The following is a 20,725-nucleotide window of genomic DNA, read 5'->3' on the forward strand; positions in this document are numbered from 1 at the left end:
AGTCGGCGCCCGGGAGCAGGCGCGGTCAGGGCCCGCCCACCCCGGCCCGGGCGAGCGCGAGGACCCCCGCGCAGATCAGGGCCACCCCCAACAGCTGGGGGAGGATCCACCACCCCGATCGCAACTGCTCGTCGTACAGGACGACCCCCAGTGTGATGCTGCACGTGGCGTCGCCGAGCGTCAGCGCGGGCTGCGAGGCGACCAGCGGGCCGCCCTGCATGGCGTGTTCGAGGAGCAGCAGTGCGCCCATGCCGCTCACCGCGAAGGCGTACGTCTGCCAGGCGGTCAGGAAGGCGGTGATCCCGCCCTCCGCGAGCAGCGGCACCGAATCCTTCATCAGGGCCGCCGTGAGCGCGTAGCAGACGGCGGTGGCCGCGCCCAGGCAGCCCGCCCGGGCCCGCCCCGCGGGCCGGCGCAGCCCGGCGAGCGCCAGCGCCAGCGCGGCCCCCGCGCACGCCGCGAGGGCGGGCAGCCACCGGTCGAGCGGGACGTGCGTGAGGTTCCCGGTGGGCGCGGCCGCGGCCAGCGCCAGCCCGAGCCCGGTCACCACCGCCGCCACGGCCGCCCACAGTGCGCCCGGCAGGCGCTGGCGCACCACCAGCGAGGCGATCAGCAGCGCGAACGGCAGCTCCAGTACGAACAGCGGCTGTACGAGCGCCAGTGCGCCGGTCGCGAGCGCCGCGGCCTGACCCGCCCCGGCCGCGATCACGGCCAGGATGCCGACGACCCACACGGGCCGCCGCAGCAGGTCGAGGATCAGCCCCGGCCGGAACCCCTGGCTCTGCGGCACCGTCAGCGCCGCCCGCCGCTGCAGCACGGTGGCCAGGGCGTTGCTGAGCGCCGCGAACAGCGCGAAGAGGACCGGCACGACGACGCCCATCCGCCGATCCTCGGCTCCCCGCGGCCGCCCCGCCCCGCCGACACGCCCCGACACCGCCGATTCCGCCTCCCGGGGGCCGGGCCCGGCGGGCTCAGCCGCGGTGGGCGGCGGCGCGGGAGAGGGCCAGCCCGGCGAGGGACTCGGCGGCACCGTCCTGGCCGCGGATGCCGGGGAAGGCGTTCACGTCGACGACCAGCGGCGCACCGCCCCCGGTGTCGATGACGTCCACGCCGTACACGTCCAGCGCGAACACCTCGCCGACCCGCCGCACCAGCTCCTCCCAGCCGTCCGGGAGTTCACCGAGGGCCAGCGGCAGTGTCGCACCGCGGCCCTCCGGGCTGAGCTCGGAGCGGCGCAGCGCGGCGAACACGCGGCCGCCGACGGCCCACAGCTTGTGGTCCCAGCCGCTGTTCGGCGCGAAGTCCTGGACCACGACCGGCTCCTGCGGCCACCGCACCGCGAGTTCCCGCAGCCGGGCCGTGTCGTCGACCCGGGCGACCAGGTCGTGCCGGCGGCTGTGCCGGCTCTTGACGACCACGGGACCGCCCGGCAGCGGGTCGCCCGAGGCCGCCCAGACCCCGAGGGAGTCGTGGGTGCGGGTCGCCGCGAACGGCAGTCCCGCCCGTACGGCCAGCTCCGCCATCGCCGTACGGTCCTGGCAGAGCGCGGTCGCCGCCGCGGAGTTGACCACCGGCGCGCCCCTCCACTCCAGTTCCCGCGCCAGGGCGAGCGCCTGCGGCGTCCGCGACTTCAGCAGGTACACATCGGCCGGGGAGGCCTGGGCCGGGGACCCTGACCCCGCCCCCGGCCCCGCCCCCGGATCCAGCGATTCCACCCCGTGTCCGGCGGCGCGCAGCACGCCGGCCGCAGCCGCCAGCAGCGGATGGTCCGGCTCCGGTGTGATCAGGCAGATCCTCACAGCGCGGCCTCGCCCGCCCGCGCCGCCGGCACCGGGATCGACACGGGCACCGCCCACGGCTGGGGCCGGCACACGGTGGCCACGGGCGCGGTCGCCGCCGCTCCGCCGGTCCGCGAGGCCAGGCCGAGCACCGCACGGGCCACCCGGGCCGCTGCGTCGGGGACCTGGCGGAAGCTCGGGAAGTCGTTCACGTCGACCACCACCGGCCCGTCCGGGCCGAGCAGCACGTCCACCCCGTACAGGTCCAGCCCGTAGACCTCGCCCACCTGCGCGGCGATCCCCGCGACCTCCGCGGACAGGGGGATCCGCCGTTCCCGCACCGCCGGATCCGGGTGCAACGGGGAGCAGCGCTCCGTGGCGAACAGCTCGCCGCCGACCGCGTACACCTTCACGTCGGTGCCGGCGTTCGGCACGTACGGCTGGGCGATCAGCATGCCCTCGGCCGCCAGCGCGGGCAGCAGCGCCTCCAACTGCTCCGGCGACGGCACCAGGTGCACCCCGCGGCCGGAGCTGCCGTCGGCCGGCTTGACGACCAGCGGGTACTGCGCCGCGGGTATCTCCCGCAGCAGGTCCGGCCGGGCCACCGCGTACGTCTGCGGCATCGGCAGGCCCCCGGCGCGTCCGATGGCCGCGGCCAGCGCCTTGTCCCGTACGCCGCGGATGGACCGGGCGTCGTTGACGGTGGTGGTCCCGGCCGCCGCGGCGGCTTCCAGCAGGGTGAGGCCCGGTCCGCCGGACACCGTCTTGAGCACCCAGGCGTCGTGCGTTCCGGCGTCCACCAGCTCGGTCATGCGCAGCAGCGAGCCGCCGGGCCGTACGACGTCCACCTGGTGGCCCCACGCCGTCAGCTGTCGGATCACCTCGTTGGGCATGCCGTCGTGGCGGTAGTGCTCCTCCACCAGGAAGCAGAGCCTCATGGACCTTCCCCACCCTGTAGTCGCCGGACGTCCGCCGATTACGTCCGGCGAGCTGTGACGCCACAGGATGTCATGGACCGCAATGTGACGATCGGTCCGGTCCGCGGCCATGTGCACATTTCGGCCCCTCCGCCGGGGGTGCGGGGAATCCCCGGCACGCCGGCCGCCCAGCCAGGGGCGCGGGGAACCGCGCGATCAGCCACGGCCGGCCGGCAGCCCGCATGACCCCGGTCGGCTCCCCCCTGAAAACGGGGGCGGGGGAGCCCGGCCCGCGTCGGCGGGCCGGACTCCCCCGGGGGGAGGCGGCGACGGCTCAGGCGGCCGCAGGCACCGGTACCGAGACGAACATCTTCCCCGCCTCGTTCTCCACCAGCACCTCCTTGACGTCCGCGGGGTCCACCCACGCCGAACCGTCCAGCGCGGCGCCCTTCGCCTCGCCGCCCGCCCGGCTGCCGACGATCCAGGTGCCGGCGGTGCTCCGCTTGCCGTCCCGCGACACCACGACCAGCCGGCACCGCTCGCCGGGCGGCACCCCGGTCACGGCGGCGTGCACCCGCACCCACTTCGCGGCGGGGGTGACCTGGACGGTCATCCGCGCCCCGGTCCCCGCATCGGTCGCGGAGGCGACCCGGGTCCCGGCCGGCGGCGGGGACGGCGCCGCCGTGATCCCCGTTCCCGGCCCGGGCGGCTGGGCGACGACCTGGCTGTCGGAGCCGCCCAACTGGGCCCCGGCCCAGAACACCGCGGCCAGCGAGGCGGCCGCGGCCAGTCCGGCCAGCCCCAGCCGGCGGCGCCGGTCGGCGGCCGCCTCTGCGCGCACCTGCCGCAGCGTGCGCTGGAGCATCAGGTCGCCGCCCGGCGGCGGTCCGTCGAGGAACGCCTCCGGGGGCACCTCGCCCAGCGCCGCTTCCATCTCACGCAATGCGGCCACCTCCTCCCGGCAGCGCACACAGCCGCTCAGGTGCGCCTCGACCCGGCTGACGTCCCCCGGGTCCAGGACGCCGAGAACGTACGGGCCGAGGAGTTCCACCTCGTGCTCGTATTGCTGCCGGTTCATGCCACCACCTGCCGCAATCCGGCGGGCTGCTGGGGCGGCCTGCCCATTCGATTGCCCTCCTTGGCACCGTTTTGCCTGAACACCTCGCGCAATGCCTTGAGTGCGTAGTGCGAGCGTGATTTGACCGTACCGGCCGGGATGCCGAGGCTGTCGGCCGCCTCGGCCACACTGAGTTGCCGGTAGTACAACTCCTTCAACACGTCCCGGTGTTCCGGGGACAGCTGGTCGAGCGCGCCGAGCACGGTCATGGTGTCCACGACCGAGTCGGCGTGGTCCACCTCGACCGGGGGTGCGGCGGTCTCGCCGGACACCTCCTGCGGGCGGGCGGCCTTGGCCCGGTAGCGGTCGGTGATGATGTTGCGGGCGACCGTGAGCAGCCAGCCCCGCACCGATCCCTTTCCGTTGACCAGCGCCTCCGAGTGCCGCCAGGCCCTGATGAGGGTCTCCTGGACGACGTCCTCGGCGGTCGCCCGGTCCCCGGTCAGGCGGGTGGCGTACGCCAGCAGGGCATGGCCGTGCTCCTCGTAGACCGACCTGATCAAGGCCTCGTCGGTCGAGCCCCGCCGCGTACGGGGCCACAGTGGTCCGGCCATCGCACCTTCTCTCCGTCTTCCTCGCCGAGTCGTGCGGTCAGAACACGCGGTGCGACGGCGGGCGGTTCATGTGAGCTGCGCCACAGCCGGCGGAGCCTCAGGTGCGGCAGGCGCGGCCCTCGTTGAGGCAGTCCACGACTGCGGCCATCTGCGCGTCCGTCATCGCGTTGACGAACATGGCGTGGTCGGTCCGCGGGCTGTGCCGCTGCTCGGGGAAGGAGTCGACGGCGAGGGGCGTTCCCGGCGCCACGTCGTAGGCCAGCCGGATGCGCAGTTGCGGCACCGGGAAGGTGTCCTTGGGGCACACGCCGTTCGCGGCGGGGAAGACCAGGTGCGAGCGGTGGTTCGGGCTGTCCCCGTCGAGCCCGTTCCAGCAGCTGGGGAAGGCGAGCGTACGGGTCACCCGGTTGCCCTCCGGGCAGCGCGGGTAGTGGGTGGTGGACCGGTCGGGCAGGCCGGAACAGCCCCACCGGGCCCGGACGTCGGCGTCGCTGCGCGCGGTGAGGGCCACGGCGTCGCCGGTCACCGCGCGCAGGAAGCGCGGCATCGGCACGACCTTGCTCGCCGCGTTCCCGTGGAACTCCACCGACACCGAGGCCTCGGTCAGGACCTCGCCCGCGTTGCCGTGGCCCGCGGTCCGCTCGTACGGGCGCGTGCCCGGCCGGTCCGTGCGGCGCAGGACCGGCCAGTAGTACGTGGACCGGTCGCCGCCGCGGCAGCTGGTCGCGGCGGCGGCCAGCGCGGCATCGGTCGACCGCGCGTCGGCGGACAGGTTCCCCACGTACGCGTGGGTGTGGTGCGCGCCGCCGTGCAGGCCCGGGGAGACCACCAGGTTGTCCTCGTTGTAGTGGCGCTCCTCGTTGCGCCCGCAGTCCACCGTCACCGTGCCCGTCGAGGCGTCCGGCCCGACCGGTGCCGGCTCGGCCGGCGCGGGCGGCACCTCCTGCAGGTCCACGGAGTCGCCCGCGCCGTCCGCGGCGGCCCGCTGGGGGCCTGCGAGGTGCGAGGCGCCCAGGACGGCCGCGAGCAGCCCGGCGCCCAGCACCAGGCAGACCAGCAGCGCGAGGAGGTGGCGCTCATTCCTTTTCACCATGCGGGGTACGGTCGCCGCTGCCTGCCGCAGCGTCAACCTGCCATCCGCATGTCGGCCGGACGACGGCGCCGCGCCCCCTTGCCCGGGCCGCGCAGGGCCGCGCACAGTACCCGGATGACACCGGCTGAGCTCCTGCACGCCTTCGCCCGCACCCGCGCCTCGCTCGACGGCGCCGAAGTGGTCTTCCACTGGTCCGGGGACGTCCACTCCTGGGCCCCGGACGAGCCCTACCGCCACCTGTTCGGCTTCGAGGGCCTGGGCGTCACCCGGCTGTTGGCGGACGAGGAGGGCGGCGGGTACCGGCTCCTCACCAGGGAAGCCGCGTTCTACCTGGACCCCAACACACGGGACATCCTGGACGAATGGGAGGGGAACCAGGTCGTACACGTCTGGAACGACCCCGCCAACCTCCAGCTGCGCCCCTTCCCGATCCCGCTCACCCGGCTCGGCGACCAGGTCTGCTTCAGCCTGGAGATCCCGCTCGCCTACCCCTCGCCGCTGCCCGTCGCCGACTACCCCCGCCACTCCGCCGGCGACACCTACCGGGCCCTGGAGCTCTTCCAGTTCTTCGCCCCGGAGACGGTGCTCACCACCGACGCCCCCAGCGTCCCGTGCACCATGTCCTGGATGCGGATGTCCCCCTGGCTGCCCTGGATGGCACAGGGGCAGCGGTCCGGCGGACTCACCTTCCACTGCCGGGGGCGCAAGCTCGACGGGTACGAGGAGGTGCCCGAGCGGACCCGGGCGTACATCGCGGCCCACCACCCCGAGTTCGCCCGCGCACCGGAGGAATGGTCCGCGCCGAACGAGACCAGCTGGACCTATTTCCGCAGGCTGCACCCCGTGCACTAGGGTACCGACGGGTCGACAGGGGGTGGACAAGGGTTTTCCCCGTATCGCGTTCATCCCCGCGTTGCCTACTGTCTGCCCACCGGCGATCTTCCCCCCGAAAGGCCCCCGCCCCAACCCCACATGGTGCGAAGCCGTGCGGCAGGGTCGATCGCCCGCACCGCCGTTGCCCCCGCCCCGCCGATGCGGCCGGGGCAACGCGGCGAGCAGCGGTGGCCGGTGCGGAACTGACCAGCCCGCCCCGGCCCCGTAGTCGCCGACCCACACCTCCCACACAGCCCGACCGGCCGCTCCGGCCTGCCCGGAAACGGCCCGCGAAAGGGAACACCGTGCACTCAACGCGACGCAGGCTGATATCCGTGGCGGCGATATCCGTCACCCTGCTGGCCGGCTCCGCCACCGCTTCCGTGGCCCTGCCCGGCGCGGGACCCGCGCCGGCGCCCTCCGCCGCCGCGGCCCTCCCGGCCCCCGGCGCGCCCGCCGCCCCGGCCGCCGCGCCGGTCGAGAACCTGATCGTCGGCTACAAGTCGACCGCCTCCGAGGCCAGCTCCAACAAGGCCGCCGCGGACGACGCCGCCGCCAAGGGCAAGAAGGCCGGCAAGAAGGCCAGCTTCGACCGCCGCCTCGGCACCGGTGCCGCGCTCGTCAGCCTCGGCGGGGCCACCGCCCCGAAGGACGCGGCCGACCTGATGGCCCAGTTCCGCAACGACCCGGATGTCGCCTACGTCGAGACGGACAGCCGCGCCTACGCGATGGCCCTCCCGAACGACACCGAGTACGCGAAGCAGTGGGACCTCTTCGAGCCCACCGCCGGCATGAACGTTCCTGCGGCCTGGGACAAGACCACCGGCTCCGGCGTCACCGTCGCCGTGATCGACACGGGCTACGTGGCGCACTCCGACGTCGCCCCGAACATCGTCGCCGGTTACGACTTCATCAGCGACTCCACCGCCGCCCGCGACGGCAACGGCCGCGACAACAACCCGGCCGACCAGGGCGACTGGAGCGGCGCCGGCGAGTGCGGCGTCGGTTCCAAGGCCAGCGACTCCTCCTGGCACGGCACCCACGTGGCGGGCACCATCGCCGCGGCCACCCACAACGCCAAGGGCGTCGCGGGCATCGCGTACAACGCGAAGATCCAGCCCGTCCGCGTCCTCGGCAAGTGCGGCGGCACCACCTCGGACATCGTCGACGCCATCACCTGGGCCTCCGGCGGCACCGTCGCGGGCGTCCCGGCCAACGCCACCCCGGCCAAGGTCATCAACATGAGCCTCGGCGGCTCCGGCGCCTGCACCACCAGCTACCAGAACGCGATCAACGCGGCCGTCTCCCGCGGCACCACCGTCGTCGTGGCCGCCGGCAACAGCAACGCGGACGCGGCCGGCTTCTCGCCCGCCAGCTGCAACAACGTCATCACCGTGGCCGCCAGCAACCGCACCGGCGACCGCTCCTTCTACTCCAACTACGGAGCGAAGGTCGACGTCTCCGCCCCGGGCGGTGAGACCCGCCGCGCCACCGACACGCCCGGCACCATCACCACCCCCGAGAACGGCATCCTCTCCACGCTGAACGCGGGCACCACCACCCCCGGCGCCGAGAACTACAAGCCCTACCAGGGCACCAGCATGGCCGCCCCGCACATCGCGGGCCTCGCCGCGCTCGTGGTCTCCGCCAAGCCCTCGCTGACGCCGGCGCAGGTCGAGACGGCCATCAAGGCCAACGCCCGCCCGCTGGCCGGTACCTGCACCGGCGGCTGCGGCAGCGGCCTCGCGGACGCCGCCGCCACCGTCAACGCCGTGACCTCGACGCCGACCACCCCGGCCCTCGAGAACACCATCAACTACACGATCAGCGACAACGCGACCGTGGAGAGCCCGATCACCGTCAGCGGCGTCGCCGGCAACGCCCCGGCCACCCTCAAGGTGGGCGTCGACATCAAGCACAGCTACATCGGTGACCTGAAGGTCGACCTGGTCGCCCCCGACGGCTCCGTCTACACCCTGCACAACCGCGCTGGTGGCGGCACCGCCAACATCAACCAGCAGTACACCGTGAACGCCTCCTCCGAGGTCGCGAACGGCACCTGGAAGCTCCGGGTCAACGACAACGCCGCCGGCGACACCGGCTTCATCGACTCCTGGAACCTCGTGTTCTGAGAGACCACCAGTCCGTACCGACAAGTCCGGATTGCGTAACCCTGCGGAGCGGCCGAACCCCCGGGTCCGGTCGCTCCGCAGGGCTTTGTCGCTACTCGATGAATTCTGCGTCACAATCCGTGTCGACACGGCACCCGACCTCGTATTCTCGCCTCTCACAGGAAAGCCACAGGGGAGCGAAAGGCGGGTGGCTGTGCGTGGTGGCGCCGACGGGGCGGGCCGACACGACGGTCGGACACGGTGAACTGGTCAAGGCGGTCGAACACGCCCTGACCGCGCACGGGCGCGCCCTGATCACCGGACCCACCGGCGCGGGCAAGACCGAGCTGGCCGCCGCCGTCGCGGCCGCCGCCGTGGCCCGCCGCGAGACCGTGCTCACCCTCGCCCCCGAAGCCGCCGACCGGTGGATCCCCGAGGCCTCCGCCGCCGCCCTCCTCGCCTCCGTCCCGGGCGCCGCCCTGGAACGGCTCTCCGGACCCCAGCGCACCGCCATCGCCCTGCTGCGCCGCGAGGCGGACACCCCGCGCGCCGGCCGCGACCACGTCGCGCTCCGCCTCGCCGTCGTCGAGGTGCTGCGCACCCTCGCCGAACGCAGCCCCGTCCTCCTCGTCCTCGACAACGCGCAGTGGCTCGACCCGGAGACCGTCGACCTGCTCCGCTTCGCCCTGCGCCTGACCCCACCCGGGGTCCGGGTCCTCGCCGCCGAGTGCGTCCAGGGCGGCACCCCGGTCGCCGAGCCCCTGAGCGGCCCCGCCACCCCCGCGGTGCGCATCCCCCCGCTCGGCGCCGACGAAGTGGCCGAACTCCTCGTCCGCCACGGCCTGCCCGCCCGCATCGCCGGCCGCGTCCACCAGGCCAGCGGCGGCAACCCCCGCCTCGCCCTCGCCCTCGGCCGCTCCCTCGCCGAAGCCGCCGGCAACCGCGACGGCGGCGCCCACCACGCCGACACCCTGCCCCTGTCCGGCCAGGCCCGCGACGTCGCCCGCCGGCTCCTCGCCGAGGCACCCGCCGAAGCCCGCCGCACCCTGCTGCTCGCCGCCCTCGCCGCCCGCCCCACCACAGCCCTGCTGCGCCGCGCCGGCCGACCCGACGCCGAGGCCGAGCTCGCCGAGGCCGAACGGGCCGCGCTCGTCACCGTGGGGGAGGACGGCACGGTCGCCTTCACCGCCGGCGCCCTGCCCATGGCCCTCGCAGCCGACGCCGGCTGGCCCGAGCGCGCCGCCGGACACGCCGCGCTCGCCGCCGCCGTCGACGACCCCGTCCAGGCCGTACGCCACCGGGCGCTCGCCGTGGACGCCCCCGACGAGTGGCTCGCCGCCGAGATCACCCGGGCCGCGGCCGTCTGCCGGCGACGCGGCCAGCGCGCCCTCGCCGCCGAGCTCGGCCTGCTCGCCGCCGAACGGACCCCCTCCGACCGGCCCGGGGACGAACTGGCCCGCCTCGTCGCCGCCGCCGAGGACGCCGGCTGGGCCGGCCGCGCCGACCTCGCCCGCCGCGCCACCCGGGCCGTGCTCGCCCGGGACGCCTCCCCCTCCGACCGGGTCCGCTCCCGGCTGGCCGTCATCGACGCCGCCGGCCAGGCACTGGGCACCCTCGACGAGACCTTCGCCCACGCCATGGACGAGGCCGAGGGCGACCCCGCCCTGCAGGCCGCCGTCCAACTCCGGGTCGCCTGGAAGCACAACCTCAGCGACGGCGACCCCGTCCGCTCCCGCGACGCCGCCGCCGAGGCCGGTCGGCTGGCCGCCCTGGGCGGCGACACCACCGCCGAGGCCATGGCCCTCACCGTCCGGGCCCGCATGGGCCGCATCCTCGGCGACCAGGACGCCGAGGACATCCTGGCCGAAGCCCTCGCCCTGCCGGCGCCCGAGGTGCCCCTCGGCATGCGCAACGCGCCGCAGTACCTGGCCGTCCGGCACGCCCTGTTCGACGACCGGCTCGACGACGCCCGCCGCCAGCTGCTCGTCCTGCTGCCCGCCGTCCAACGGACCGGCTCCGCCGAGGATGTCTTCGAGGTGCTGCGCAGCCTCACCGAGGTCGAACAGCGCCGCGGCCGCTGCAGGGTCGCCTCCGCGCACGCCCGCCGCGCTCTGGAGCTCACCATCGAGGCGGGCCTCTCGCCCGGCCCCGCCTGGTACGTGGCCGCGATGGCCGAGGCCCTGGGCGGCGGTTTCGCCCGCGCGGCCGGATACGCCCGCCGCGGCATCCAGGCCTCGGAGGAGGAGCACGACCAGGTGTTCCTCTCGCGCAGCCTGTACGCGCTCGGCCTGGTCGAGCTCGCGACGGGAGAGGCCGCGAAGGCCGTCGCCACCCTGCGCCGGGTCGCCGAACTCGAAGCCGCCCAGCAGGTCGTCGACCCGTCCGTCCTGCGCTGGCACGGGGAACTGGCCGAGGCCCTCGTCGCCGCCGACGCGCCCGACGCGGCCGCGGAGCTGATCGACGAGGTCCGGGCGGTCGCCGCCGCCCTCGACCGCGCCCCGGTGCTCGCCGCCCTCGACCGGGCCCGCGGGCTCGTCCTGTCCGCGCACGGCGACGCCGCCGCGGCGGTGGAACTGCTCCGGGACACCGCCGCCCGCTTCGACGGCCTCGGGCTGCCCGTGGAGCACGGCCGTACGCTGCTCGCCCTCGCCCGGGTGGAGCGCCGTCGCCGGCGCCGGGCCCCCGCCCGCACCGCGCTCCGTACGGCCGCCGAGGTGTTCGCGCGGGCCGGGGCGAAGCCGTGGGCGGAGCTGGCCGGCGAGGGGCGGGAGCCGGTGCCCGCCGAGGCGGGGCCGGCCGTGGCGCTGGCCGCGCTGACCGGGGCGGAGGCCCGGCTGGCGCTGCTGGTGGCCGAGGGGGCCAGCAACCAGGAGGCGGCCGCCAAGCTGTTCGTCAGCGTCAAGACCGTCGAGGCCCGGCTGACCCGGATCTACCAGAAGCTGGAGGTGCGCTCCCGGGCCCAGCTGGCGACCGCCCTGCGGATCCGCTGAGTCCGACCGTCAGCAGGTCAGGCGCTCGCCCGGGGTGACGCCCAGCAGTGCGGTGAAGCTCCGGTAGGCGTTCACCCGGCTCTGGACCTGGGCGGGGTTGCCGCCGTTGCACTCCAGGGCCCCGTTGATGGAGCGGATCGTCTCGCCGAAGCCGGCGCCGTTCACCATCGCCGCGTGGGCGGTCATCGTGCCGGGGCCGTTCTGGGTGTTCCAGTACCACAGCGCCGTCTTCATGGCGACGGCCGGATCCTGCTCCACCAGGTAGGGGTTGGCGAGCAGGTTGATGCCGAGGGCGTCGCCGGCGGCCTTGTAGTTGAAGTTCCAGCTCAGCTGGATGGGGCCGCGTCCGTAGTAGGCGGCCTGTCCGGCCGGGCAGCCGTACGGCCGGCTCGCGTCGCAGTAGTGGGGGTAGTTGGCGGTGTTCTGCTCGACGATGTGGACGAGGCCGCCCGTCTCGTGCGAGACGTTGGCGAGGAAGGCGGCCGCCTCGCGCTTGCGGGTGCTGTCGTCCCCGGTACCGGCGAAGGCGGGGTACGCGGACAGCGCCGCCACCAACCCGCCGTACGTGTAGAAGGGGTTCCGGTTCGGGAACATCTGCTGGAACTGGCCTTCGGAGACCACGAATCCGGACGGGTTGCCCGGGTCGGTGCCGCCGTCGGTGCCGCAGGCGCCGAGGTCGGACCAGACGCCCCACTCGCCGGTGCTGCCCGGGGTCTCGCCCTGGGTCCACCACTTGGCCCGCCAGTTGCGGCCCGCATGGGAAGTGTTCGTTCCGCCGGTGTAGACGGTCGAGGAGGACCACGGAGCGGCGCAGGCCGCGGCGGTCGCGGCGGCGGGGGAGGCGCTGGCGGGGGCGGCGGGGAGGGCGGCCGCGAGGCCGAGGGCGGCGGCGGCCGCCGAGGCCAGGGCGAGGGTGCGGCGGCGAAGGCGACGTATCACGCAACTGCTCCTTGAGTGGGGGGAATCGCGCCGGTGGGGCGGCGCGTTCCGTCACTCAAGCGAAATGGTCTGAACCTGTCAAGGTCTAGACCAGAAGCTTTGCCGGGCTGCGGACAGGGCCCGTACGCGGGGGTGGCGTACGGGCCCTGTCGTGGCGCGTTGCTCGGCGCTGTGGTGCGGCGCGGTTGCGGTGCGGGGTGTCCGCGGTCGCGCCGCGGGGATCAGCTGCCGGCGGAGAGGTTGCCGGAGAGGACCGGGATGTTGTCCAGGACGTGCGAGAGGGTCTCGTCGCCCTTGGCCTGGGTGGAGTTCTCGGTGCACTGCTGGTTCATCGGGTTGGACGCGACGTTGATGTCCTGGACGCCGACGTTGGCGAGGAGCGCCAGCAGCGACTGGGCGTTGACCTTGACCGGCAGGCCGATGCAGGGCTTGTTCAGGGTGCCCTGGACCAGGCCGAGCTGCGGGCTCAAAGCGCCCTCGGTCTTCTGGTTGCCGTAGATCTGCTGCGAGTCGTTGCCGTTGACGGTGTTGATGCCGTTGTCGTTGCCGATCGCCATCGCCGGGGAGGCTACCGCGGCGCCGGCGGCCAGCACGGAGGCGGTGACCGCGGTGGTGGCCATGAGCTTCTTGAGCATGGGGAGGATCCTTCTGTCGCACTGTCACATGGTGGGTGCCCCCGGCGGGACGAGCTGATCAACTGTCGACCGGCCCCGGGGTTATCCCTTGTCACCCGAGTGGCCGAGCGCACGGCCCGCACGGACCTGCGGATCCGCACCGCTGCCCCGGACAGCACGAAGTCCCGGACCCCCGCGGGGGCCCGGGACTGCGCGGGTGCACTTCGCTTGACCGCCCTGTTCAACGACGGGCCGGACGGAAGGTCACCCGCCGGTCTCCTGCCGTGCCGGCCGGGCCGTGCGGTGCTGGTGCACCCGCAGGTTGAGGGTGGCCAGGTCCAGCAGCGGGGTGGGCACGCCCAGGGTCCGTGCGCGGGCCACCAGGTCGCCGAGGACGTGCTCGACCTCGGTGGGCCGGCCGGCGAGCACGTCCCGGTACATGGACGGGGTGAGCCGCGACCCGGGCGTGGTCACCGTCTGCGTGGTGAAGTCGAGTTCGGCGGCCGGTACGGGGTACCCGGCCGCCGCCGACACGGCCGCGGCCTCGGCGAGCAGGGCCCCGGCCAGCTCGGGCCCGCCGGGGACGGCGGTGAACTCGCCGACGGCTGCGCGCATCAGACAGGTGGAGGCGCCGAGGGTGGTGATGAAGACCCACTTGTGCCACATGGCGGCGGTGATGTCAGGGGTGTCGGGGCTGTCGATGCCCGCCCCGGTCAGCAGGGCGCGTACGGCGTCCACCCGGCCCGAGGGGGCGCCGTCGAGCTCGCCGGTCAGGATCGCGCTCGGCGGCGCCAGGCGGACGACGTCGCCGTGCTCGCCGAGGGTGGTGACCACCTTGGCGACGCCGCCGAGGACCGCCCTGCGGCCGAAGAGGTCCCCGAGCCGGTCGAGATGGGCCATGCCGTTGAGCAGGGGCAGGACCGTGGTCCGCGGGCCGACCGCCGGGGCGAGGTCCTTGGCCGCCCGGTCGAGGGCCGTGGACTTCACCGACAGCAGGACGAGGTCGTACGTCTGCGCCAGCTCGTCGGCGGTCACCAACCGCGGTTCCAGGGTTATCTCCTCGCCGAGCCCGGTCACCCGCAGCCCGCGGGCGCGCAGGACCGCGGCCCGCGGTGGCCGCACGAGGAAGGTGACGTCGTGTCCGGCCCGGTCGAGTCGGGCGCCGAACCAGCCGCCCACGGCGCCGGCGCCGACGGTGAGGATTCTCATGCGGGGAGCCTTTCGTCAGGGGAGCCTTTCGTCAGGGGCGGCGTCAGGAGCCGGTGCGGTCGGCGCAGGGCCGCGTCCGTGTGCAGGGTAGTGCCGGCGCGGCCCGCCCGGAGCGGGCCGGTGCTCCTCGCCCCACGGGGACGGCGCCCGTACGGTCGGCCGGCTCAGACGGTGAAGGGCTTCTGTGCGAGGAAATCGGCCCCCGGGCTGCCGGTCGTGTGGAAGTTGGGCACCTGCGAGCGCGGCAGCCGGTCCTTGATGCTGTGGTGGAAGTCCTGGTAGGCCCCGTTGAAGGCGCCCTCGTCCCACACGCGCAGCAGGGCCCCGGTGAACGCGCCGTTCGCGCTGCCGTCCATCGCGACCTGGTCGTCCTGGCAGGCGGAGATGAGCACGCTGCCGTGTGCCGCCCCGTTGCCCTCCTTCCGCAACTCGCGCTGGAGGTTCTGGTAGAACTCCTTGTTCTGCTCGAACACCTGCTGCTGGCGCAGTACGGGCATGACCCGGGGCGCCGCCCCGCCGTTCCCGTTGGCGGCGCCCGGGACCTCCGTGGCGGTGCCGCTGTGGCAGCAGTCGAGCAGGGAGAAGATGCGGACCCCGGGGGAGAAGCGGCGGAACTCGCGCTTCAGCTCGTCGTCGAGGAACTCGCGGTCGTAGAACACCAGGGTCTCGTCGAGCTCGTCCGCTTCGTCGCCCTCGGTGTCGGGCATCTGGCCACCGTGCCCGGAGTAGGTGAACAGCAGGATGTCGCCGTCCTGGAGCTTCCGGGCGGCCTTGCGCAGCTCGGTGGTGATGTTCCCGACGGTGCCCTGCTCGGTGAGCAGCACCGTGTCCTGGAAGCCGGCCGCGCGGGCCAGCTCCGCCATGTCGCGGGCGTCGTTCTCGCACGCCGTGAGCTGTCCGTCCCAGCCGTTGTACTTGGCGGGGTCGACCTGGTTGAGTCCGACGTGGATGGACAGACCGGTGGCCATGAGGTCCTCCTCGGGGCGGGGATGGGGATTCCTCGGGGATGCGTTCCGCGGCAGGGCGGCGACCGAACCCCGCGGCCCGCAGCGACGCCCGATCGGGGCTGACCCGGGCGGGCGGCCCCCGGCGGCCGAATGCGTGACCCGCCGGGGCCGCGACCGCGCCCGATGGCACCGGGGCCTGCCGCCGTGTGAGTTGACCGGCCGGTTGTCAAGCGGAGCAACGGCCGGGACCGACTGGCGGCCTGCCGTTGACCGGCCAATACTGGCGGTGACCGGCATCCGTGCTGCGGCGCGGGAGGCGCAATGGAACCCCGGATCGTCTACGTCCACGGCAACGGGAACAAACCGCGCGAGGAGCTGCTCAAGTCCCAGTGGGACAGGGCGCTCTTCGGCGTCGACATGGGCAGTGCCTCGCGCATGGCCTACTGGGCGCCGCTGCTCCATCCGGACCCGCTGCCCGACGGGCGGGCCGACCCCCTGGACGGCGGCGCCGTACCCGTCGAGGAGACCCGGGGGCCGGCGGCCCCGGCCGTGGAACCGACCGAGGAGTTCGTGGCGCGGACCCTCGCCGAGGTGCGCGCCGGCACCGTGGTGCGGGCCGGCGCTACCGAAGAGGGCGCAGCGGCCACCGGAGCCGGAGCCGGGGCAGGGACGGCCGCCGGGGCAGGTGCCGGGGCCGCGGTGGGCCCGGACGAGCCGCTGGCCGGCTGGCTGCGGGACATGGGCTACCTCGCCGAGGCGCTCGCCGAGGACGGCGGCCCGCCCGTCGGAGCCGCGGGTGGGCAGGAGGCGTTCCCGCTGCCCGCGTCCGCCCGCACCCGACTGTTCCGGCTGCTGGTCGAGCACACCTTCAAGGACGTCCACGCCTACTTCTTCGGCGGCGCCGGACCGGCCATCCGCGACGTGGTCCGGCAGGCCCTCGACCAGGCGCGCGAGGGCGCCGGAGCCGGCGGCCAGCTGGTCGTCGTCGGGCACAGCCTCGGCAGCATCGCCGCGTACGAGGTCCTCACCGAGGCACCGCGCGGCGTCGACCTGTTCGTGACCATCGGCTCGCCGCTCGCGATCACTGAGGTCCAGGACGTGCTGGCCGGGCCGCCCGCGGTCCCCGACGGGGTCGCCCTGTGGCGCAACGCCTCGGACCTGCGGGACCTGGTGGCGCTGGACCACACGCTGCGCCCCGAGTACGCCCCGGTGCACCTCGTCTCGGACCACCTGGTCCTCAACACCAGCGGCAACCACCACGGAGCCCGCGAGTACCTCGCGACCGGTCCGGTCCGGGAGCCCGTCCGTGCGCTGTTCGGCGGCCTTGCCACGTAACAGACGGGGTGAAAACATGACAGGTATCACCAGAACCAGTCGATCCGTCTGCTGCCCCCTGCGGGCAGCCTGGTAGGTGCGGTATGCCGCTCAGGGACACGGATTGGACCCTGGTCACCGACTGGGTGCGGGACCACCTCCTCGACACCACGGACCCCCACAACCGGCTGACCGGGTGCGGGTTCTCCGAGAAGTTCGTCGGCTCCCTGGAACTGACCCCGGTGGCCCAGGTGAACGCGGAGAACCTCGTCCGCGCCTCGCGGGCGACCATCGATTCGCAGGTCTTCCTGCTGGGAGTCCTGCTCACACGCGCCGAAATGGTCCCCCTCCCGGCCGTCGAGAAGGTCGAGGAGTTCCTGGCGAGGCTGGAGGAGGACCGGCGGGTCCACGTCTCGGACCAGGACCCCTTCCTCGCCGTCCTGCTCAGGAGCGGCGCCGAGGTGTTCGTCGACCGCGAGGACCTGCGGGAACGGCTGAGGGAGTTCCTCGCCGACCCCGACATGACCGTGCTGGCCGTCGACGGGGAGCCCGACAGCGGCCGCTCGTACACGTACAACCTCATCCGGTACCTCGGCCAGCACTGCGGTTTCCGCCCCGTGCGCATCACCCTGTCGCAGACGTCGACCGCCGAACAGGTGATCCGGCGGCTCGCCGGGTTCGTCGTGGACCGCCGGTATCCCGTACCGCCGTTGAACACGCCACAGTTGAACGATCCACAGTCCTGGATGGAGGAAGCGGTCCACGAGGTCGTCGCCCGCGCCACGGTGGTGCCGGAGCGGCTGTGGTTCGTCCTCGACGACTGCGACCGGCTCGACGCCAACTCCGACGTCTGGGACTGCATCGGCCGGTTGGCCCAGGCCATCTTCGACTCCGCCCCCGGGGCCGACGAAACCGTTCCCCGCGTCGTGCTGCTCGGCTACGGGCCGACGATGCCCCAGCTGCCGTACGACGTCCGCAAGAACGTGTGTCAGGACACGGCGCGCACCGCCGGCCCCAGCGAGGTCGAGGCGTTCTTCCGGCAGTTCTACGCGGACCCGCCCGTATCGGGCGACGAAGGCGAGCTCGACGCCCTGGTGCAGTTGTCCGTCGCGGCGGTCCTCGAGGCCGCGAAAGCGCCCGGGGAGAACAGCTACATGCGCCGACTGTGCGAGGCAGCCGAGACCACCGTCCGCACCCACCGCTCCCTGAGGCCCGGCGAGGACTTCGCCGCCCTGCTGCACCAACGACTGCTCCCGGGGCCGGGCCCGCAGCAGCCGGCGCCCGTGACGGACACCAGGCGCGCCTACCGGGAGGCCGCCTGCCTGCTCACCGGCTTCGACCCGGCGAAGCTGCGGCTGCCGGGCGAGGAGGCGTCGACCGGCGGGGCGGGCCTGGCGCTCGTGCAGGACTGCATGGTCCTGACCCCGCACCCCGAACCCCGTTGGGCCCTGAAGGAGGAGGTCCGCGAGACGGCGCTGCGGGGCCTGGCCGGCCCCGAGGCGGCCCGCCGCGCCCTGGAGGCCAACCTGGACCAGGTCCCCGAGGGGCCCGGACCGGAACGGATCGCCCTCGCCCACCTGTCGGGCGACCCGTCGGCGCGGCCGTCGCCGGACACCGGGGACGGCGGGGACCCTGGGGACGGCGCGGCCACCGGGGACGGCGCGGCCACCGAGGACGCCGACGTGCTCGCCGACATCCTCCAGGCCGCCCTGTGGCTGTCGCTGGTCCCGGACGCGGCCGGCGTCCCGGACCCCGGGCAGGTGCAGCTGCGGCTGGAACGGGCCCGCCTGCTCCAGCCGCTCCGGTACCTCGTGCAGAACCCGTTCTGCGGCCGGGCCGCCGAGCTGGAGGAACTGCGGGCGTACGCACTCGACGACACGGGCGGGCCCGTCGAGCAGCCCCCGCTGCTGATCCACGGGCTCGCCGGCATCGGCAAGAGCACCCTGCTCGCCACGTTCCTCCTGGACATCCGCGACGACGTCCCGGGCGGTTTCCCCTTCGCCTACATCGACTTCGAACGGCCCACCCTCTCGGTCCACGAGCCGGCCTCCCTGATCGCGGAGGCGGCCCGGCAGCTGGGCATCCAGTACCCCGACCACCGCGCCGCGTTCGACGCGCTGGCCGGAGAGTGCGAGAAGACGGCCCGCACCCAGCGGGAGGAGCAGAACACCGTCGACGAGCTGAACCAGCTGTCCACCACCCGCTCGGGAGCCGGGCGCGCCTCGGCCGAGCGGTTCAACACACTGGCGAGGGAACGCGAGACCGCCCTGATCCGCAAGGGCGCCGAGCTCGTCCAACAGGCCGTCGGCGCCCCGGCAGGCACCCCCGGCCCGCCCCTGGTGATCGCCGTCGACTCCTTCGAGGCGGCCCAGTACCGGGCGAACCCGGTCCTCGGCCGGCTCTGGGCCATGTGGGCGGCCCTGCAACAGGCGTACCCGCGGCTGCGCTGGATCGTCGCGGGCCGGGCCTCCGTCAACCACCCGGCACGCGCCGCCGAACCGCGCGTCATCGCCCTCGGCGAGCTCGAACCGGAGGCCGCGGTGGAACTCCTGACGTCCTGCGGCATCGCCGACCCGGCGATGGCCCGCGCCCTGGCCGAGCGGGTCGGCGGGCACCCGCTCAGCCTGAAACTGGCGGCGCACGCGGCCGTCGCGGAGCAGCAGTCCGGCTCGCTGGGCGACCTGATGCACAGCCTGGACGACCTGGAGGGCCTGCCCGCCGCGCGCCGGGGCTTCTACCGCAACGTCGACCGGACGATCGTCCAGGGCGCGCTGTACGGACGCATCCTGAACCGCATCCCCAAGGCCGACGTGCGCGCCCTCGCGCAGGCGGGCCTGGCCCTGCGGACGGTCACCCCCGAACTGATCCGGGAGGTCCTCGCCGAGCCCTGCGGGCTCACGGTGGACTCCGCCGCGGAGGCACGCCGCCTGTACGGCGGGCTGGCCCGGCTCGACCTGATGGAGCCGGCCGGCGCCGGCGCCCTGCGGCACCGCTCCGACCTGCGCACCATCATGCTGCGGCAGACGGACAGCGCCCGCACCGACCTCATGCGCAGGGTCGGGCAGCGCGCCGTGGCGTACTACGCGGCCCGCGAGGGGCCGGCGGCGCGCGCCGAGGAGATCTACCACCGGCTGCGCCTGGGCGAGGACCCGCGTGCCGTGGAAGAGCGGTGGGAGGACGGCGTCGAACGCCACCTCGACGATGCGGTCGAGGACATGGCGCCGCGCTCGGCCGCGTTCCTGAGCCGGCACCTCGGCGGCCACACCCCCGAGGGGGTGCTGCGCGGCGCGGACCCGGAGGACTGGGAGGGGATCACCGCCCAGGAGGTCGAGGACCTGCTCACGCAGGGCCTGACCGAGCAGGCCGCGGCCAGGCTCGCGGAGCACCGCCCCTGGACCCCGGGCAGCCGCCTGTACCCGCTCCTCGTCACCACCCTGGAGCGCAGCGGGCGGCTCAAGGAGGCGAGGGCCGTCGCCGAGGACGCCGCCGACCTCGCCGAGGAGGCCCGCGACGCCGACGCCCAGCTCGAACTGCTGCAGGCCTCCGGGCGCCTCGCCGAGGAGGACGGGGACCTGCAGGAGGCCGAACACGACTACGCCGAGGCGGAGGCCATCGCGGCCGCACTCGGCAAGGAGTTCGACGCGATGAGCGCCCAGTGCGACCGGGCCAGGGTCGCCCCTTCCCCCGGGCGCACCGCCCAGATCGAGGACGGGCTGGTGCTGCGGTTGCAGGAGCCGACCGACAGGGCGCTGGCCGGCCGGCCCGTCGTGGTCCGGACCGTCGCCGCCACGGTGGGCGGGCGGCACCCGGCGGCTTTGGACCGGGTCCTGCGGGTCGTGGGCCTGCCGGACGCCGACGGCGTCGTGGACGTTCTCGCGGAGGGGATCGGCGGGGCGGTGTCCCGGCACCCCGAGCTGGGCCCGGCGGTGAGGGAGATCCTCCGCAACGCCGCCGACCCCGAGGGCGCCGCGCACCTGAGCACGGCCGGGAGCCTGCGCGAGGCCCGCGCGCGCGGCTCCCTCGACGAGGTCGCCCGGCGCCTGCTGGTGCTGCGGGACCCCAGCGGTGAACTCGCCCGCGCGGTGGCGGCCGCGATGGCCGCCGGCACATCCGGCGAAGACGGCGGTTCCGGGGACGGTGATTCCGGGGACGGTGGTTCCGGGGAGGACGGCGACTCCGGTCCGACGGCCCCCGTGCCCGTGACCCCCGGTCCGCCCGACACCCCGCCGACCTCAGCGGAAAGGAACGGCCCCCGAGCGGCCTGAGCCG

General features: G+C 74.5%; 15 protein-coding genes. 5 read left to right on the plus strand and 10 right to left on the minus strand.

All coding sequences use genetic code 11. From position 1 onward, the window contains the following. Nucleotides 1-25: 25 nt before the first annotated feature. The 6 genes from ACZ4VL_RS00135 to ACZ4VL_RS00160 all read right to left on the minus strand — a co-directional run bounded on the left by ACZ4VL_RS00135 (nt 26) and on the right by ACZ4VL_RS00160 (nt 5,459). Nucleotides 26-880, minus strand: coding sequence for a DMT family transporter (locus ACZ4VL_RS00135; protein WP_468193611.1), 855 nt, complete (start codon nt 878-880; stop codon nt 26-28). A 91-nt stretch (nt 881-971) separates the two neighbouring features. Continuing rightward, entirely contained in the window at nt 972-1,799 is an 828-nt protein-coding gene (locus tag ACZ4VL_RS00140; RefSeq protein ID WP_468193613.1) for an ATP-grasp domain-containing protein, read from the minus strand. Beyond that, nucleotides 1,796-2,716, minus strand: coding sequence for an ATP-grasp domain-containing protein (locus ACZ4VL_RS00145; protein WP_468193615.1), 921 nt, complete (start codon nt 2,714-2,716; stop codon nt 1,796-1,798). Before ACZ4VL_RS00145 ends, ACZ4VL_RS00140 begins: the two co-directional genes overlap by 4 nt. Nucleotides 2,717-3,029: 313 nt before the next feature. Continuing rightward, entirely contained in the window at nt 3,030-3,773 is a 744-nt protein-coding gene (locus tag ACZ4VL_RS00150; protein WP_468193618.1) for an anti-sigma factor, read from the minus strand. Then, nucleotides 3,770-4,366: a sigma-70 family RNA polymerase sigma factor gene (locus tag ACZ4VL_RS00155; RefSeq protein WP_468193620.1), complete on the minus strand. Its 597-nt coding sequence runs from the start codon at nt 4,364-4,366 to the stop codon at nt 3,770-3,772. Before ACZ4VL_RS00155 ends, ACZ4VL_RS00150 begins: the two co-directional genes overlap by 4 nt. Before the next feature lie 97 nt (nt 4,367-4,463). After that, entirely contained in the window at nt 4,464-5,459 is a 996-nt protein-coding gene (locus ACZ4VL_RS00160) for a DUF1996 domain-containing protein (protein WP_468193622.1), read from the minus strand. Nucleotides 5,460-5,573: 114 nt separating this feature from the next. Between ACZ4VL_RS00160 and ACZ4VL_RS00165 the strand changes: the two genes are divergently transcribed. The 3 genes from ACZ4VL_RS00165 (at nt 5,574) to ACZ4VL_RS00175 (ending at nt 11,433) form a co-directional block, all read left to right on the plus strand. Next, on the plus strand, nt 5,574-6,311 hold the full coding sequence (locus ACZ4VL_RS00165; RefSeq protein WP_468193625.1) for a DUF1838 family protein: 738 nt from the start codon (nt 5,574-5,576) through the stop codon (nt 6,309-6,311). Nucleotides 6,312-6,667: 356 nt separating this feature from the next. Beyond that, a complete protein-coding gene (locus ACZ4VL_RS00170; protein ID WP_468193627.1) occupies nt 6,668-8,464 on the plus strand; it encodes a S8 family peptidase in 1,797 nt (598 codons plus the stop codon). A 197-nt stretch (nt 8,465-8,661) separates the two neighbouring features. Beyond that, a complete protein-coding gene (locus ACZ4VL_RS00175; protein WP_468193629.1) occupies nt 8,662-11,433 on the plus strand; it encodes a helix-turn-helix transcriptional regulator in 2,772 nt (923 codons plus the stop codon). 9 nt (nt 11,434-11,442) lie between these two features. On the opposite strand, the gene ACZ4VL_RS00180 is transcribed toward ACZ4VL_RS00175, so the two are convergent. The 4 genes from ACZ4VL_RS00180 to ACZ4VL_RS00195 form a co-directional block, all read right to left on the minus strand. Next, on the minus strand, nt 11,443-12,372 hold the full coding sequence (locus ACZ4VL_RS00180) for a glycoside hydrolase family 19 protein (protein ID WP_468193631.1): 930 nt from the start codon (nt 12,370-12,372) through the stop codon (nt 11,443-11,445). Nucleotides 12,373-12,593: 221 nt separating this feature from the next. Beyond that, complete coding sequence (locus ACZ4VL_RS00185) at nt 12,594-13,007, minus strand: rodlin (protein WP_468193633.1); 414 nt, start codon at nt 13,005-13,007, stop codon at nt 12,594-12,596. Between the two features lie 243 nt (nt 13,008-13,250). After that, the gene (locus ACZ4VL_RS00190) at nt 13,251-14,195 is read right to left on the minus strand and encodes a ketopantoate reductase family protein (protein WP_468193635.1); all 945 of its coding nucleotides are present in this window, start codon (nt 14,193-14,195) and stop codon (nt 13,251-13,253) included. A 164-nt stretch (nt 14,196-14,359) separates the two neighbouring features. Then, on the minus strand, nt 14,360-15,163 hold the full coding sequence (locus ACZ4VL_RS00195) for a caspase family protein (protein ID WP_468193637.1): 804 nt from the start codon (nt 15,161-15,163) through the stop codon (nt 14,360-14,362). 300 nt (nt 15,164-15,463) lie between these two features. On the opposite strand from ACZ4VL_RS00195, the gene ACZ4VL_RS00200 reads away from it, so the two are divergent. Then, the gene (locus tag ACZ4VL_RS00200; protein WP_468193639.1) at nt 15,464-16,477 is read left to right on the plus strand and encodes a lipase family protein; all 1,014 of its coding nucleotides are present in this window, start codon (nt 15,464-15,466) and stop codon (nt 16,475-16,477) included. Between the two features lie 83 nt (nt 16,478-16,560). Further along, on the plus strand, nt 16,561-20,721 hold the full coding sequence (locus tag ACZ4VL_RS00205) for an AAA family ATPase (protein WP_468193642.1): 4,161 nt from the start codon (nt 16,561-16,563) through the stop codon (nt 20,719-20,721). Nucleotides 20,722-20,725: the final 4 nt, after the last annotated feature.

The sequence above is a fragment of the Streptomyces sp. NPDC029014 genome (assembly GCF_055564695.1).

Bases quoted from the DNA above. Each gene is read 5' to 3' on its own strand.
- ACZ4VL_RS00160 (WP_468193622.1), bottom strand. From the start codon at position 5,459: ATGGTGAAAAGGAATGAGCGCCACCTCCTCGCGCTGCTGGTCTGCCTG.
- ACZ4VL_RS00145 (WP_468193615.1), bottom strand. From the start codon at position 2,716: ATGAGGCTCTGCTTCCTGGTGGAGGAGCACTACCGCCACGACGGCATG.
- ACZ4VL_RS00150 (WP_468193618.1), bottom strand. From the start codon at position 3,773: ATGAACCGGCAGCAATACGAGCACGAGGTGGAACTCCTCGGCCCGTAC.
- ACZ4VL_RS00190 (WP_468193635.1), bottom strand. From the start codon at position 14,195: ATGAGAATCCTCACCGTCGGCGCCGGCGCCGTGGGCGGCTGGTTCGGC.
- ACZ4VL_RS00195 (WP_468193637.1), bottom strand. From the start codon at position 15,163: ATGGCCACCGGTCTGTCCATCCACGTCGGACTCAACCAGGTCGACCCC.
- ACZ4VL_RS00185 (WP_468193633.1), bottom strand. From the start codon at position 13,007: ATGCTCAAGAAGCTCATGGCCACCACCGCGGTCACCGCCTCCGTGCTG.
- ACZ4VL_RS00155 (WP_468193620.1), bottom strand. From the start codon at position 4,366: ATGGCCGGACCACTGTGGCCCCGTACGCGGCGGGGCTCGACCGACGAG.
- ACZ4VL_RS00200 (WP_468193639.1), top strand. From the start codon at position 15,464: ATGGAACCCCGGATCGTCTACGTCCACGGCAACGGGAACAAACCGCGC.
- ACZ4VL_RS00205 (WP_468193642.1), top strand. From the start codon at position 16,561: ATGCCGCTCAGGGACACGGATTGGACCCTGGTCACCGACTGGGTGCGG.
- ACZ4VL_RS00135 (WP_468193611.1), bottom strand. From the start codon at position 880: ATGGGCGTCGTCGTGCCGGTCCTCTTCGCGCTGTTCGCGGCGCTCAGC.
- ACZ4VL_RS00165 (WP_468193625.1), top strand. From the start codon at position 5,574: ATGACACCGGCTGAGCTCCTGCACGCCTTCGCCCGCACCCGCGCCTCG.